This is a genomic window from Alteraurantiacibacter aquimixticola, from assembly GCF_004965515.1.
Classification (GTDB): Bacteria; Pseudomonadota; Alphaproteobacteria; order Sphingomonadales; family Sphingomonadaceae; genus Alteraurantiacibacter; species Alteraurantiacibacter aquimixticola.
Map to the genome: position 1 here is coordinate 1 of NZ_SSHH01000004.1, position 13,720 is coordinate 13,720.

The 13,720-nt window shown below is 63.2% G+C and carries 12 protein-coding genes and 1 tRNA gene; 4 read left to right on the forward strand and 9 right to left on the reverse strand.

The annotated features are described in order from the left end of the window. Together E5222_RS13600 and E5222_RS13605 are read right to left on the reverse strand one after the other, a co-directional pair. Positions 1-386 (reverse strand): aldehyde dehydrogenase family protein (locus E5222_RS13600; RefSeq protein ID WP_136694356.1); only part of this gene is annotated, 386 nt, incomplete at its 3' end. Positions 387-490: 104 nt separating this feature from the next. Continuing rightward, a complete protein-coding gene (locus E5222_RS13605) occupies positions 491-2,899 on the reverse strand; it encodes a TonB-dependent receptor (RefSeq protein ID WP_246021790.1) in 2,409 nt (802 codons plus the stop codon). Between the two features lie 215 nt (positions 2,900-3,114). Between E5222_RS13605 and E5222_RS13610 the strand changes: the two genes are divergently transcribed. Next, on the forward strand, positions 3,115-3,522 hold the full coding sequence (locus E5222_RS13610) for a MarR family winged helix-turn-helix transcriptional regulator (protein ID WP_136694357.1): 408 nt from the start codon (positions 3,115-3,117) through the stop codon (positions 3,520-3,522). 206 nt (positions 3,523-3,728) lie between these two features. On the opposite strand, the gene E5222_RS13615 is transcribed toward E5222_RS13610, so the two are convergent. Beyond that, positions 3,729-3,815: transfer RNA gene (locus tag E5222_RS13615), tRNA-Leu, on the reverse strand. Between the two features lie 245 nt (positions 3,816-4,060). Between E5222_RS13615 and E5222_RS13620 the strand changes: the two genes are divergently transcribed. Further along, positions 4,061-4,996, forward strand: a complete 936-nt coding sequence (locus E5222_RS13620) for a complex I NDUFA9 subunit family protein (RefSeq protein WP_136694358.1) — start codon at positions 4,061-4,063, stop codon at positions 4,994-4,996. A 235-nt stretch (positions 4,997-5,231) separates the two neighbouring features. On the opposite strand, the gene E5222_RS13625 is transcribed toward E5222_RS13620, so the two are convergent. The 4 genes from E5222_RS13625 to E5222_RS13640 all read right to left on the reverse strand — a co-directional run bounded on the left by E5222_RS13625 (position 5,232) and on the right by E5222_RS13640 (position 8,575). Beyond that, positions 5,232-5,714: an NfeD family protein gene (locus E5222_RS13625; RefSeq protein ID WP_136694359.1), complete on the reverse strand. Its 483-nt coding sequence runs from the start codon at positions 5,712-5,714 to the stop codon at positions 5,232-5,234. A 14-nt stretch (positions 5,715-5,728) separates the two neighbouring features. Continuing rightward, positions 5,729-6,727 carry an SPFH domain-containing protein gene (locus E5222_RS13630; protein WP_136694847.1) on the reverse strand — a complete coding sequence of 333 codons (999 nt, stop codon included), beginning with the start codon at positions 6,725-6,727 and terminating at the stop codon, positions 5,729-5,731. A gap of 94 nt (positions 6,728-6,821) precedes the next feature. Next, entirely contained in the window at positions 6,822-7,802 is a 981-nt protein-coding gene (locus E5222_RS13635; RefSeq protein WP_136694360.1) for a DUF3987 domain-containing protein, read from the reverse strand. Then, entirely contained in the window at positions 7,799-8,575 is a 777-nt protein-coding gene (locus E5222_RS13640) for a hypothetical protein (RefSeq protein ID WP_211196162.1), read from the reverse strand. Before E5222_RS13640 ends, E5222_RS13635 begins: the two co-directional genes overlap by 4 nt. 208 nt (positions 8,576-8,783) lie before the next feature. Here E5222_RS13640 and E5222_RS13645 point away from each other — a divergent pair, with 208 nt between their 5' ends. Together E5222_RS13645 and E5222_RS13650 are read left to right on the forward strand one after the other, a co-directional pair. Continuing rightward, on the forward strand, positions 8,784-9,983 hold the full coding sequence (locus tag E5222_RS13645; protein ID WP_169053602.1) for a transaldolase family protein: 1,200 nt from the start codon (positions 8,784-8,786) through the stop codon (positions 9,981-9,983). A gap of 302 nt (positions 9,984-10,285) precedes the next feature. After that, the gene (locus E5222_RS13650; protein ID WP_136694363.1) at positions 10,286-11,656 is read left to right on the forward strand and encodes a patatin-like phospholipase family protein; all 1,371 of its coding nucleotides are present in this window, start codon (positions 10,286-10,288) and stop codon (positions 11,654-11,656) included. On the opposite strand, the gene E5222_RS13655 is transcribed toward E5222_RS13650, so the two are convergent. Beyond that, on the reverse strand, positions 11,641-12,525 hold the full coding sequence (locus E5222_RS13655) for an amidohydrolase family protein (protein WP_136694364.1): 885 nt from the start codon (positions 12,523-12,525) through the stop codon (positions 11,641-11,643). The genes E5222_RS13650 and E5222_RS13655 overlap by 16 nt on opposite strands. A 113-nt stretch (positions 12,526-12,638) precedes the next feature. Next, the gene (locus tag E5222_RS13660; RefSeq protein WP_169053603.1) at positions 12,639-13,712 is read right to left on the reverse strand and encodes a 4-oxalomesaconate tautomerase; all 1,074 of its coding nucleotides are present in this window, start codon (positions 13,710-13,712) and stop codon (positions 12,639-12,641) included. Positions 13,713-13,720 lie beyond the last annotated feature (8 nt).

The window sequence follows — 13,720 nt, forward strand, 5'->3', positions numbered from 1 at the left end:
ATGCCGAGCATCACGCCCACCGGTTCGCGCAGGGCCATGGCGATGGTGCCTTCGTGATCGGAGGGGATAACCTCGCCCGAAATCTGCGTGGTGATCGCTGCTGCTTCGCGGACCATCCCGGCGGCCAGGCCCAGGTTGAACATGGCCCAGCCCGCCGTCGCGCCGATTTCCCCCATCATCGCGGCGACGAAATCGTCCTTCTTCGCCATCAGCGCATCGGCGGCCTTGTTCAACACCGCGCGGTGGGCATTGGGGCCCAGCTTCGACCACTCGGCAAAACCGGCCTGCGCCCTGGCGGCAATGGCTGGAATGTCGCCGGGCTGCATTGCCTCGGCACTGGAGGCGACATCGCCGGTCATCGGGTTCAGGCGTTCGAACATAGCCATTTCAAGCATCTCCAGAGTCGAAACAACTTGCCTCGCCTACCGGCTGGAATGCCGGCAAGCGAGGCAAATCGGGCAATCGGGCTATCGGCCAGGCTTTCAGAGCATCAGAACTCGAGGCTTGCCTGGACATACCATTGGCGGGGCCGTGCGTAGATTTTCTCCGCATAGCCCAGCGTGGCGAGTGATGCGTTGCCCTGAATCAGGTAGCGCTCGTCAAACAGGTTGCTGACACCCGCCTGCAGCTTCCACCCGTCATCATGTTCCAGCGTGACCGACGCGTTGCCGACGAAATATCCATCCTGCTCGATCTCCGGCACGCTACCGGTGATGAAGGTTACACGCGACGTGTAGGAGCCGTCGAAGCGCGGGGTCAGGTAGAGGGAACCACCGACCGGGACTTCGTAGGAAATCCCGAAATTGCCCTGGAAGGAGGGTGTCAGCGGGAGTTCGTCCCCCGGAGCCACAGTCGCAGTCGCGCCCGGAACCGGCGTGATGGTGAGGATCTCGTCGTCGAGGATGCTCATCCCGGTATCGAAGGTGAAGCCGCCCGCGCGATAGGCGGCCTCAGCCTCAAACCCCTTGATGCGCGCCTTGCCAGCGTTGAACAGCAGCGGAACCACACCTTGGCGGAATACCAGCTGGATATCCTTGTAGTCGGCCTGGAACGCGACGAGGTTCAAGCGGAAGTCGCCAAAATCCATCTTCGCGCCCAGTTCATAGCTGTCCACCGTCTCCTCGTCGAAAGGCACCGGCACGAAGCCCGGCGGCGGTGCGTTGTAACGCGTGTTGAAGCCGCCGGACTTGAAGCTGCGCGCGTAGGAAAGGTAGGTGCTGATCCAATCGGCTGCCTGGTAGCGAATGCTCGCCGACCCCGTCAGCGCCGAGAAGGATTCCTCATTCGGAGTGTTGTAGATGAACAGCGGGCCACCATCCGGTATCGCCTCGGTCGGCAGCGGATCGGGATCCGGCAGAGTTGCAGGGAACAGGTTCAGAACCGTGCCCTGATAGGTCTTCTGGTCGTCCGTGTAGCGAAGACCCCCCGTCAGTTCGAGGCCTTGGACCACCTCTACCGATACTTCGCCGAACACGGCGAGCGATTTCGTTTCGAGTTGGGAAAACTGGAGATCGCGTGTGCCCGGTCCACCGGCAAGTATCGAACCGATCACGGGCGGTGAGGGCGGGAATGACAGGGGCACGGTCGCCCGTTCCTCCGTATCCTCGTCAAAGTAGTACGCTCCCACGATCCCGTTTACGGCACCCGCATCCAGTTGCAGCTGCAGCTCCTGGCTGAACTGGTCGGACTCGGCGCCGACATCGGTAGTAATGATCAGGAATGGCGTATTGTCTGCATCGCGGATACCGCGCGACTGAGTCGAACGGTAAGCGGTGATGCTCTTCAGTGTCAGGCTGTCGGTCAGGTCCAGGCTGACCGTTCCGGACACGCCCCACACCTCAGACGTGCTTGTGACCGGCGCAGTGCCGCCGTTCACATAAGGGCCCAGGTTGTAGAAGTCGTTGGCACAGCGTGCATCATCGATCAACGGAACGTTCGGTGCACCGAACTGCGGATCGCCCGGCACGAGCGGCGCGAACGGAATCGTCGCACCCGGGCAACCCGCCGCGACGCTAACGATCGCGGGAACCGGAGCATTCTCGTTCATTCCGGCGAACACGAACGGTGCGCCGTTTTCGTCGCGCTTCGTATAGTCGCCGCGGACCACGATATCGAGAGCTGGACCCGCCTCCCACTTCAGCGACCCGTTTACGGTGTAGACATCGTCGTTGCCCAGATCGAGCCCGTCGAAAGCACGGATCACGTAGCCATCCCGGCTGCGGAACCCGCCCGAAACCCGCATGGCCGCATCCTCGCCAAGGGGAACATTGAGCGCGGCGGAGCCTTCGAAAAGATTGTCCTCACCAACGCGGAAGCGGGCCCGACCCGAAAATTCGCCAAGTTCCGGTTCGCGTGTCCTGACAAGGATCGCACCGCCGATGGTATTGCGACCGAACAGCGTGCCCTGCGGTCCGCGCAGCACTTCCACGCTGGCTATGTCGCCGAGTTCGATGGTCCCGCCAACCGAGCGGCCAACGTAAACCTCGTCAATATAGACGCCTACGCCCGGATCGACCGCGGCAGTCGGGTCGAGCTGGCCGATCCCGCGAATGAATACGACCGATGCAGCGCTATTGCCGGAAAGTTGGCCCGCCGGCTTGAACTGCAGGCTGGGCGTGAACTTTTCGAGGTCCTGCGTCTGTGTGATCTGGCGCGCCTCCAGCGCCTCGCCACTGAAGGCCGTTACCGCGACGGGTGTTTCTTGCAGCGATTCATCGCGGCGGCGCGCAGTCACGATGATCTGCCCGCTTGCGGCCGCATCATCCTCTGCATTTTCCGCGGCGTCAGCATCCTGCGCGGCGGCTGGCGCTGCGGCAACGAGGCCTGCAGCGGCGATAATCGCCGCCATGCAGCTACTCCGGGCAAGGCGCATGTCGATATCGGTGAATGACTGTCTCACTGTCGGTGTCCTCTCTCCTGGAATGGGTCTCCCAACGCCATTCTCCAGAGGTTGTTATTGTCCATAGCAGTTATTGGCAATAACAAAATCGGTTGCATGTCATTTGGAAATGGAGTCTTGATGGGCGCGTGGATCGGCCAACAAACTCTCTTCTCGCGATAGACGATGTCCGAGTACGAGCTCCCAAACTCTCGGAGAGCGAAGTCAATTACGGAATGCTGGCCGAGCTCACGGGCTTTTCCGTCAAGCTGGTGTGGATCCTGGGATATTCGCTGCTGCAGCGTGCAATTGACGATCCCGCCATCACCCCGTTGCGTTTTTCCATGCTGGAGCTGGTTGGGCGCAATCCCGGCACGGCCCAGGTCCTGTTGGGGAATGCGCTTGGCCTGTCTCGTTCGGCCGCGACGCTGGCGATCGACTTCTGGGCAGAACGCGGCTGCGTGGAGCGGCGGATCGGGGCCACGGATCGTCGCAGTTTCGGCGTGTACCTAACGGAGGCCGGCGCTCGTGAGCTGGAACGCCTTCGTCAGCGCGTTCTACAGGCCGATGCGGCCCTGGTCGAAGGTCTGACGGCGGACGAAGTCGCCGAACTCAACCGCTTGCTCGGCAAGATCCACCTTTAGCCGAACGGCCTGTCAAATCGATATTTGTTCCTGATGGTGGACTCGGCGCCGACAACGATGCCTGCTTTTCCGCACGACGAGCAAGTCGCTCAATGTCAGAAATGAAGGCGCTAAACCGACACTGTGGCGCCCTACTCACTCGAAAGTTCTCAGCTGTCTTGAATGGGGTTAGCAAGAAATGGCAGCTTTCTGCCATTCATGAAAAATGGTGCCCAGAAGAGGACTCGAACCTCCACGCCCTTGCGAGCGCCGCCACCTGAAGACGGTGCGTCTACCAATTCCGCCATCTGGGCACCGGGGCGGCGTGGTCGTCGTGGTCCATGCCGCTTGGTAGGGGCGCGCCACTAGCTGGTGTGGGGGCATGTTGTCAACGCGGGAAAGAGGGCGCGATGCAAAAAGAATTGGCAGGCTGCTGTGCCGGCACATCCGGCACGATAATCGCACCCGGGCGTTCACTGGCCATTGCCCGTTGCCGCACCGATGTGCATAGGCGGGGTCAGCAATTTGTCACCGCATCGATGAAACGGGTTTCACCACCATGAGCAATTCGCTGGAGAACAAGCTGGTCGTGCTGATCGGCGGCAATGGCTTCCTGGGCACGCATGTGGCGCAGGACCTGCTCGATCGCGGGGCGCGGCTGCGCATCGTGGCACGCAATCCGGAAAGCGCGCGCAAGCTGAAGCCGCTCGCCAATCTCGGCCAGCTGCAGCTGGCGCGCTGCAATGTGAAGAACGCCGACAGCATCCGCGCCTGCGTGAAAGATGCCGATGCCGTGGTCTACCTCGTCGGAACCTTCGGCAGCGACCAGAAGGAGCTGCACGCCGAAGGCGCGCGGATCGCGGCAGAGGCGGCGAAGGCGGAAGGCGCGGAAGCCTTCGTCTATGTCTCCAGCCTCGCGGCAGATGCCGAAGCCGAGGGCACCTATGCCAGCACCAAGGGGATTGGCGAGGCGATGGTCCTGGAAGCCTTCCCCAAGGCGACCATCATGCGCCCGAGCGTGATCTTCGGCCAGGACGATGCCTTCATCAACATGTTCGCCGGCCTCGTCGCCAGCCTGCCCGCGCTGCCCGTCTTCGGTCCCGACGCGAAGCTTCAGCCGGTATGGGTGGACGATGTAGCGGAAGCGGTAGGGGTGGCGCTGGCCGATCCCGCCACGCATGGCGGCAAGACCTATGAGCTCGCCGGGCCGGACGTCATCACCATGGAGCAGCTGCACGAGGACATCGCGGCAGCGCAGGGCCGCAAGCGCGGCTTCATCCCGGTGCCCGACGCGCTGAGCGGCATCTTCGCCGCCCTGCCCGGCACGCCGATGACCTCCGACCAGTGGCGCATGCTGAAGACCGGTAGCACCGCCAGCGGCACGCTGCCCGGGATCGAGAAGCTGGGCGTGACGCCCAAACCGCTCTCGCTGTTCCTCGACAAGTGGATGGTCCGCTACCGCCGGCACGGGCGGTTTACGGTGGAGAAGGCCTGAGTTTGCATTTGCGTTGCGAAGGCGCATCCGCGCCTTCGTCCTCGCGGCTATTCCCTCCGCTACGCTGCGGGGCCGCTGCGGGCGGCCGTTCGGCCTTGCGGTCGCCTTGCGACCGTTTCCCTCCTCACCGCGTCAGTCGTCATTGCGAGGAGCCGAAGGCGACGCGGCAATCCAGTGAGGTTGCGCGTCGACGCTCTGGATTGCTTCGCTTCGCTCGCAATGACGAGGCCCGCGCTTAATCCTCGACCTTCGTTGGATTGTCCTCTGTAAGCAGTCCAACCGGCTCCACCAGCAGCGCGGTTCCCTCGCTGCCGGTGACCCGCACACGCTGGCCCATTTCGACATCGGGACCCTTCGCGGTCCATTCGCTGTCACCGATATGCACGCGGCCGCTGCCGTGTTCGATCGCCTGCGTCACCAGTGCCACCTGCCCCACCAGCTGCGCGCCGCGGCGATTGAGTAGCGGGTCGGGACCCTCTCCTGCCTGGTCACGGAAGAAGCGGCGGGCAGAGAAGACCGCGATCAGCGCAAGGAAGGCGAAGTCGATGACCTGCATGGTCAGCGACAGGTCGAACAGGCCCGTCAACGCGCCGGTGATGATCGCTGCGACGGCGAACCAGATCAGGTAGACGCCGGGAACCAGCATCTCGAGGATGGCAAGCACGAGACCCAGCGCGACCCAGGCCCAGGCGGCATCCGTGCCTTCGAGGAAACCCATCAGCGGTGCGCCTCTCAGCCGTCGCCGTCGCGGCGGCTGCGCGGCACGGCGCTGCGCCCGCGGCCCATGTCGAGCGGGGTGGTGACATCGCCGGAGCGGCCCTCGCCGATCACTTCGCGCGCCAGCTCGCCGATCCCGCCCAAGGTTCCGATCAACTGCGTGGCTTCCACCGGGAAGAGGATCGTCTTCGCATTCGGGCTGTCGGCGAACTTGGCTACCGCCTTGGTATATTCCTGCGCGATGAAATAGTTGATCGCCTGGCTGCCCGAGGTGGCGATGGCGTTGGAGACCATCTCGGTCGCCTTGGCCTCCGCCTCCGCCGCACGCTCGCGCGCCTCGGCATCGCGGAAGGCGGCTTCGCGCTTGCCCTCTGCTTTCAGGATGGCGCTCTGCTTGTCGCCCTCGGCCCGAAGGATGTTGGAGGCACGGTCGCCCTCGGCCTCGAGGATCTCGGCACGCTTCAGGCGCTCGGCCTTCATCTGCCGCGCCATGGCTTCGGAGATATCAACCGGGGGGCGGATATCCTTGATCTCCACACGGGTGATCTTGACGCCCCATGGCGAGGTGGCGTGATCGACCACGGCGAGGAGGCGGGCATTGATCTCGTCACGCTTGGACAGCGTCTCGTCCAGATCCATGCTGCCCATCACCGTGCGCAGGTTCGTGGTCGTGAGCGCCATGATCGCATTGTAGAGGTTGGACACCTCGTAAGCAGCCTTGCCGGCATCGAGCACCTGGAAGAACACCACCGCGTCCACGCCGACCATGGCATTGTCCTTGGTGATGATTTCCTGGCCGGGAATATCCAGCACCTGCTCCATCATGTTCACCTTCTGCCCGACGCGGTCGATGAAGGGGACGATGATGTGGAGGCCCGGATCGGCGGCGGTGACGAAGCGGCCGAACCGCTCGATCGTATAGACATAGCCCTGCCGGACGACGCGGATCCCCATCAGTATGAAGACCAGCACCAAGAACAGGATCAGCACCAGGACGATCGTTGCGAAATCCATCATTTACCCCTCCGCAGGCGAAACCGCATATCGGGATATGGTAGCGCGCGGTCGGTTTGGAGCAAGTTAAACCGGACGGTGCCGGGATGGCGCCCTATTGGTCGCGCGGCGCTTCTTCGTCGCCGTCCATGACCAGCTGCGCCGCCTCTATCCGGCGCACTTCCTCTGCCACGCGGCCCAGCTTGCGGAAGGCGGGCAGGTTGGGAATGTAGTCATAGACGGCGGTGAGATAGGCGCGGTCGAAATCGGTCAGTTCGTCCGGCCAGGGTCCGTCTTCGTTGAACAGGCCGAGGATGGAGGAGATGGCGAGGTCTTCCTGCGGTTCGGTCTGCACCAGCCCGCGCATGGTGGCATAATCGGCAAGCTGCATCAGGCTGAGCCCGCGCGCCGCCTCGCGGTCGATGATCACCCAGACCATGTCGATCTCGTTCCGCACCGTGGTGTAGATATGCGAATGCGCCATATCCATGCGGACCTGCGGCGGGTTCACGAGATTGCGCGAGCGCGGCACACGCATGCCGTCGCGCGTCGCCTGCTGCACATCGGTCCACACACGCACCGGGCCGGGCGCGCGCAATTCCTGCCGCGCAACGGGCGTCAGATACTGGAAGCGCGCGGGGTTCTCTTCCATCATGCCGGAAAGCAGCGCCTGCCCGTCATCGGCGAAGACGAGGACCATGTTGGGATTGCATTCGTCCGGGGCGAGGCGGACGCCCAGCACTTCTGCATTGGTACGGATGCGGTCGATCATCGGCACCGCCGCCTGCACGGTCAGCCCGATAATGCCGGGACAGAGCGGTGTTTCGTAGCGTGCCAGCGGTGTTTCGCGAATGTCGCCGGGCGGGGTGACGTCGCGCGCTTGGCGATGAATCTCCGCCCGGCTGGCTTCTTGCGCCCGGCCGGTAACGACGATCTCGTCCTCGGCAATCCGCTCCTGCCGTTCCTGCCGCAGCGCCTCACCGCTCTCATTGGCGAGATCGGAGGCTTCGTCCGGCGCAGGCGTATCCTGCGCCGCGACCGAGCTTGCCAGCAGCGCGCCCACCAGCGCGGGCAGGATAGCACGAATAGAGGTCATTCCGTGTGCGCCATTCCTTCAAGGCCTGCCAGCCGCGTATTGGCGGGCAGGTTGGGGATGGATGAGTAGAGCCGGTCGAGATAGGCCATGTCGAAATCGCTCAACCCTTCGGGTGCGGAAGAACCGCCGGCAAACAGCGTCTGGATCGTGGGCACGCCGGGCGCCGCCTGCGGCACGAAATCGGCGAGGCCGTAAAGCGTAGCGTAATCGGCCATCTGCCGTGCGTTGAGGCCGCTCGCCGCATCGCGATCGATCAGCACCATGGAGGCGAGAATATCCTCCCGCGTGGGGGTATAGATCAGCGAATGGGCGGACCACATCGCCGCCTGCGGAACATCGGCGAGGTTTATCCTGCGGCCATAGCGCAGACCGTCGCGCGTGCGGCTTTCGGTCGACACCCAGGCACGAGTCGGGGCTTCCTCTTCCAGCAGCGCCTGTCTGGCGGAGCGGTCGAGCGGTTCGAACAGATGGGGGCGGTCTGCCGCCAGCCTTTGCAGGTAATCGCGCCCGTCCTCGAGCACGATGACGACGAGGTTGGGCTCGCAATCGTCGGCATCGGCCAGCTGCAGGCCCAGGCCCTGCGCATTTTCGCGAATGCGGTCGACCATGCTGGTGGCGAAACCGGCCTCCAGCCCGATAATGCCGGGGCACAGCGGCTCCTCGAAACGGGCCAGCGGCTCATCCGGCAGGCCATCCGCGGCGGCGGGTGCGGAGGCAAGGGCCACGGCGCAACCGGCGAACGCGCACAAGGTACGGGCGATCAGCGTTGTCATCTCTCTCACTCCGTTCATCAGCCCCCGATGAATGGCAATTATCCCTCTTTTCCAGATGCAAGGCAAACACGCCCCGCGACAGGGTACAAGAGGCTTTCCGGTCGCAAATTGTCACATGGGGTTAATCCCGCGCGGCAATTGCGTTAGAGGGGCCGCGCAAGACCCACTCGGCGCGATTCTGGAAAGCAGCGCCACGCAGGAGTTACCCATGTCCAAGCATATCCTTGAAAAGCTCGCTGACACCAATCCGGAAGCCGAAATCTGGTGGGACAGCTCGCCGCTGGTCTATCCGAGCTGGAAGGAAGAAACCCTCGCCGCTGCCCCCGCGGGCAAGGCCGACGAATGGGCCGAGCAGCTCGCCCGCCTCTATGACCAGGACACGGTCAATGCGCAGGGCACGATGGGCTTCCGCGGCGTCACCACCAACCCGCCGCTGTCGCTGCAGGCCGTGCAGCTGGACCCGCAGGGCTGGACCCAGCTGGTGAAGGACATCGCCGCCGCCAATCCCGGCCTCGGCGTCGAAGGCGTCTACTGGAAGATGTATCTGGAGCTGGTGAAGAAGGGCGCCGATGCGATTCTGCCGGTGTTTGACAAGTCTGGCGGCAAATACGGCATGCTCTCCGGCCAGGTCGATCCGCGCTTCGTCACCGATGGCGAAGCAATGCTGGAACAGGGCCTCTCGATCGCCGAAATGGGCGAGAACGTGATGGTCAAGCTGCCCGGCTCCAAGGAAGGTTACGAGGTGCTGGAGGAGCTGACCGCACGCGGCATTTCCACCAACAACACCACCAGCTTCGCCGTGGCGCAGTACAGCCGCTGCATGGCCGCTGTCACTGCCGGCCTCCAGCGTGCGAAGGCCGCGGGCGTTGACCTCAGCAAGTGGCGTTCGGTCATCACCCACATGTCCAGCCGCCTGGGCGAAAAGGGCGACTGGCAGAAGGAAGCCAAGCTGCGCGGTATCGACCTGTCGCTGGACGAGATCCGCGATGGCGAGGAAGCGGTGCTCAAGCGCGCCTACTGGTACGGCAAGAACACCAACCACCCGTCCAAGATGCTGCAGTGCTCGATGCGCGTGGAAAAGGACAAGGACGGCAAGACCGTGTCCCGCCATATCCAGGACTTTGCCGGCTCCGACATGGTCTACACCTGCCCGCCGAGCTACATCAAACAGCTGATGGACGTGGCTGACGAGCTGGCGCCCTTCGATCCCAAGGCGATCGAGCGTGAGCCGAACCCGGCCAGCGTCGAAAAGCTGATGAAGCTGCCCAGCTTCCGCCAGGCTTACGAGTTCGAAGGCATGAAGCCGCACGAATTCAGCAAGTACGGCGCATTCCAGGCGACCGCGACCGAATTCGCCGCTGCCACCCGCCAGACGGTCGATTTCGTCCGCATGGTTATGGAAGGCTGACGCGCACAATATTGCGATTGCGCATCCGCAATTGAAGGGGCGGGAAGTTAGCGCTTCCCGCCCCTTCTTGTTTTACATCGCATAAGTAAATGCACCCTCTATTGCCTAATTTGGATCGATATTGTTAGGTTGTGACGGCAAGGGGCGTTCTGGGGGGATATGGATTGACCAGGCGAGTGATCGGCGGCTTGGGAGCATTAGCCTGTTCACTGGCGCTTGGCGCATGCTCTTCGTCGATCAGCATCCCCCTTTCCACCATTGCCATCGCCCAGCCTCGCCCCCCGGCTGAAGTTCGCCTGGCGGTGGAAGAAGAAGAACAGCGATATTTCGAAACCGAGCAGCCCGAATGGGGGCTGGCGCTTTCGGGTGGTGGCTTGCGTTCGGCCATGTTCTCCGTCGGCTTTCTCAAAGGCCTCTGGGATATCGAACAGCTGGACAAGATCGAGGTGGTCTCCAGCGTCTCGGGAGGGGGCTATGCGGCCTTCTGGCTCTATTCCGATCAATTGCGCGCTGCTGATCCCCGCATGCCCTTTGGTCATTCCGCCTTGTCGGACGAGCGATTTGGCAACCAGCTATGCCGCCTCGTCAGCCGGGGTAATTTCGTCCCGTACAGCCGATTGTTCAGCCTGGTTGGACCAAACTTCCGCTTCCGCTCGATCAGCCTGTACGAGGATGCGCTACTGCGCACATTCGCAGGCGATTCCATGGCGGGCCTCCCGATCAGCGATCTGGCGGGCATCATGGAGCGGGGACCGAACCCGGCTCCCTACCTGATCCAGAATGCCAGCATCGACGCGACACGCAGCTGGAACACACGGCTGCTGGAATTCACGCCCCTGTTCTATGGCAATGGACAGAGCCGGTACGGCTGGGGGGACGCAAATGGTACAGCGCTGCCTTTCGTCAAGACATCCGCGATCTCTGGCGCCGCATTCGCCCCTCTCAACCAGTGGCTTGGCCTGATCGATCCCGGCAATTCGGGCAGTCGCAATTTCGTCGCCAATGACGGCGGGCTTTCGGAAAATCTGGGAGCCTTCGCCTTGATCCGGCGAGGCGTGCGCAACATCATCGTGACCGATGCCGAACACGATCCGGGTTATATCTTCAACGCCTACCGCAATCTGCGTGCCGGTCTCGCCGCGCACGGGCTGGCACTGCGCGTTCCGCAGATCGAGGATCACATGTTCTACAATGGCAATGCGCCATTCGAGCACTGGGCAGTCTCGGGCACCGTTCGCGACATGCGCACGGGCAATCTTGTCTCGAACATCTACTATGTGAAGGCCACGCTCACCCAAGGCCAGCGGACAACACTGTCCACCCATCTGGCTGACGGCAGTATCGGACAAGGGGAAGTCGCAAGATACGGAAGAGCGCTCAACGAAAGCACAAGCGGCGGAAAGACCGATTGCGATACATTGTCCCTCGATCGACCGCTGGACCTTGCGCCATGGGCATCACACCACGTGGCCGGATATGCCAACTCCATCGACAGCAGCCTTAAATCCGACGTCGTCCGGCGGCTGGGGATCAATGATGCTATCATCGACTTTCCCCAATACAGCACAGGCGACCAGAGCTTCTACACCGATCAGTCCAGCGCCTTTATCGGTCTCGGTTATCTCGAAGCGCTAGCCCTGCGCGAGGTCCTCGCCGGTCAATCCGCCCAGTAAAGCCGGTTGGGATTGGTCACCAGCAGCTTCTGCTGCAGTTCCGCGGTCGGCGCGATGCGGGGGATCATGTCGACGATATGGCCATCGTCGGGGATCTCGTCCTGCATGTTGGGATGCGGCCAGTCGGTGCCCCAGATCACGCGATCCTGGTAATCCTCCACCAGCGGCGCGACGGCGCGGGCGAAATCGTCCCACGGATCGCCCAGTCCGCCTTCCTTGATCGCATCGAGCCGTTCGGGACAGGTGGCCTTGAACCAGATGTCCTCGCGGCTATCGAGCAGCTTGCGGAAGGCCGTCATGTCCGCGCCATCCGGCCCCTGCGACACGTCGGGGCGGCCCATATGGTCGATCACCAGCGGTACGGGAATGGCATCGATGAAGGGGCGCAGCTCCTCGAGGATGTCGGCCTCGAAATAGATCACCACGTGCCAGCCTTTGGGTAGGCGGCCGGCGACTTCGAGGAACTTGTCCTTGGGCGCATTGTCGACAAGGCGCTTCAGGAAATTGAAGCGGATGCCGCGAATGCCGCCATCGTGCAGTGCGGCGAGCTCCTCTTCCGGGATCGCCGGATCGACCACCGCCACACCGCGCGCCTTGCCGTTCGACTTGGCGATGGCATCGAGCGTCGCCGCATTGTCCGTCCCGTGGCAGCTCGCCTGGACCACCACGTTCTTCTCGAAACCGAGATGGTCGCGCAGGGCGAAGAGCATGTCCGGCCCGGCATCCTCGGGGATGTACTTGGCCTTCGCGCTGAATGGGAATTGCGCCACCGGCCCAAAGACATGGCAATGCGCGTCCACCGCGCCCGGCGGCGGGGTATAGGACGGCTTGCTGGGGTTCGGGTGCCAGGAGGTAATGCGGTTGGTCATTCTTACACTTTCATACCATTCCGTCATTGCGAGAGGCTGCAAGGCCTCGCGGCAATCCAGAGCCTCGGGCTAAACCGTCTGGATTGCTTCGCTTCGCTCGCAATGACGATACACTAAACGAAAACCACCCCGTCCATCAGCTTGCGGGCGGTGCGCAGCAGGGCGGCGGTTTCCACCTGGCCGTTCTCACCCACATTGAGAATGCAGGTCGTCTCCCCGCTGGGATGTTCGATGGAGAGCGACTTGCGAGCGCCCTCGGGAATATCGGCCACTTCGGCGGCGGGCGAGCCTTCCACGAGGCAGGCGGTCGCCGCGGTCACCGCGCCCAGCACGCCGATGCTGGCATGCGCGCGATGCGGGATGAAGACGCGGGTGGTCAGCGCGCCGCCATGCTTCGGCGGCGCGACCAGCGTCATCTTGGGCACGCTCTTTTGCGACACGTCGCCGAGGTTCATCAGCGGACCTGCGGCAAGGCGGATCGCCTCGATCTTCTCGCGGATCGGCGCGAAGGCATCGCTCTCCAGCTCGGCGCGGGTTTCATAGCCGGTGGCGCCGACATCCTCGGCCTTGAAGACGATGCAGGGCATGCCGTTATCGATCAGCGTGCAGCGCACGCCTTCGATCACGTCGAACGCATTGCCGGTGGGCAGCAGCGATCCGCAGCTCGAACCCGCGGTGTCGCGGAATTCCAGCGGCACGGGCGCATGGCTGCCGGGCACGCCGTCGATCTTCGCATCGCCATCGTAATTTACCGCGCGCTTGCCGAGTTCGTCCGCCGGGGTCTGGACGGTAGCGACGGCGACCTGGCCGGTATTCTCCATGAAGATGGCGACCTGCGTCTCATCGCCGGTAGGCGCGACCAGCCCGCGCTCGATCGCGAAGGGGCCGACACCGGCAAGGATATTGCCGCAATTCTGCGCATCGCTGACGATCGGCTTGTCGACGAAGACCTGCAGGAACAGGTAATCGACATCGATCCCCTCGCGCTCCGACTTCCTGACCACCGCGACCTTGCTGGTCAGCGGGTCGGCACCGCCCATGCCATCGATCTGGCGCGGGTCGGGGCTGCCCATCACGCCGAGCAGGAAGGCGTCGCGATCCTCGACATCGGCGGGAAGGTCTTCGGCGAGGAAATACCCCCCCTTGGAGGTCCCCCCGCGCATCCACATAACGGGTGCGGTAGCCATCAACTGTG

Excerpts from the sequence above, each read along its gene's own strand:
- E5222_RS13610 (WP_136694357.1), top strand. The coding sequence starts at position 3,115 with ATGCTGGCCGAGCTCACGGGCTTTTCCGTCAAGCTGGTGTGGATCCTG.
- E5222_RS13640 (WP_211196162.1), bottom strand. The coding sequence starts at position 8,575 with ATGACAACGCTGATCGCCCGTACCTTGTGCGCGTTCGCCGGTTGCGCC.
- E5222_RS13625 (WP_136694359.1), bottom strand. The coding sequence starts at position 5,714 with ATGGGTTTCCTCGAAGGCACGGATGCCGCCTGGGCCTGGGTCGCGCTG.
- E5222_RS13655 (WP_136694364.1), bottom strand. The coding sequence starts at position 12,525 with ATGACCAACCGCATTACCTCCTGGCACCCGAACCCCAGCAAGCCGTCC.
- E5222_RS13660 (WP_169053603.1), bottom strand. The coding sequence starts at position 13,712 with ATGGCTACCGCACCCGTTATGTGGATGCGCGGGGGGACCTCCAAGGGG.
- E5222_RS13630 (WP_136694847.1), bottom strand. The coding sequence starts at position 6,727 with ATGGATTTCGCAACGATCGTCCTGGTGCTGATCCTGTTCTTGGTGCTG.
- E5222_RS13645 (WP_169053602.1), top strand. The coding sequence starts at position 8,784 with ATGTCCAAGCATATCCTTGAAAAGCTCGCTGACACCAATCCGGAAGCC.
- E5222_RS13620 (WP_136694358.1), top strand. The coding sequence starts at position 4,061 with ATGAGCAATTCGCTGGAGAACAAGCTGGTCGTGCTGATCGGCGGCAAT.
- E5222_RS13635 (WP_136694360.1), bottom strand. The coding sequence starts at position 7,802 with ATGACCTCTATTCGTGCTATCCTGCCCGCGCTGGTGGGCGCGCTGCTG.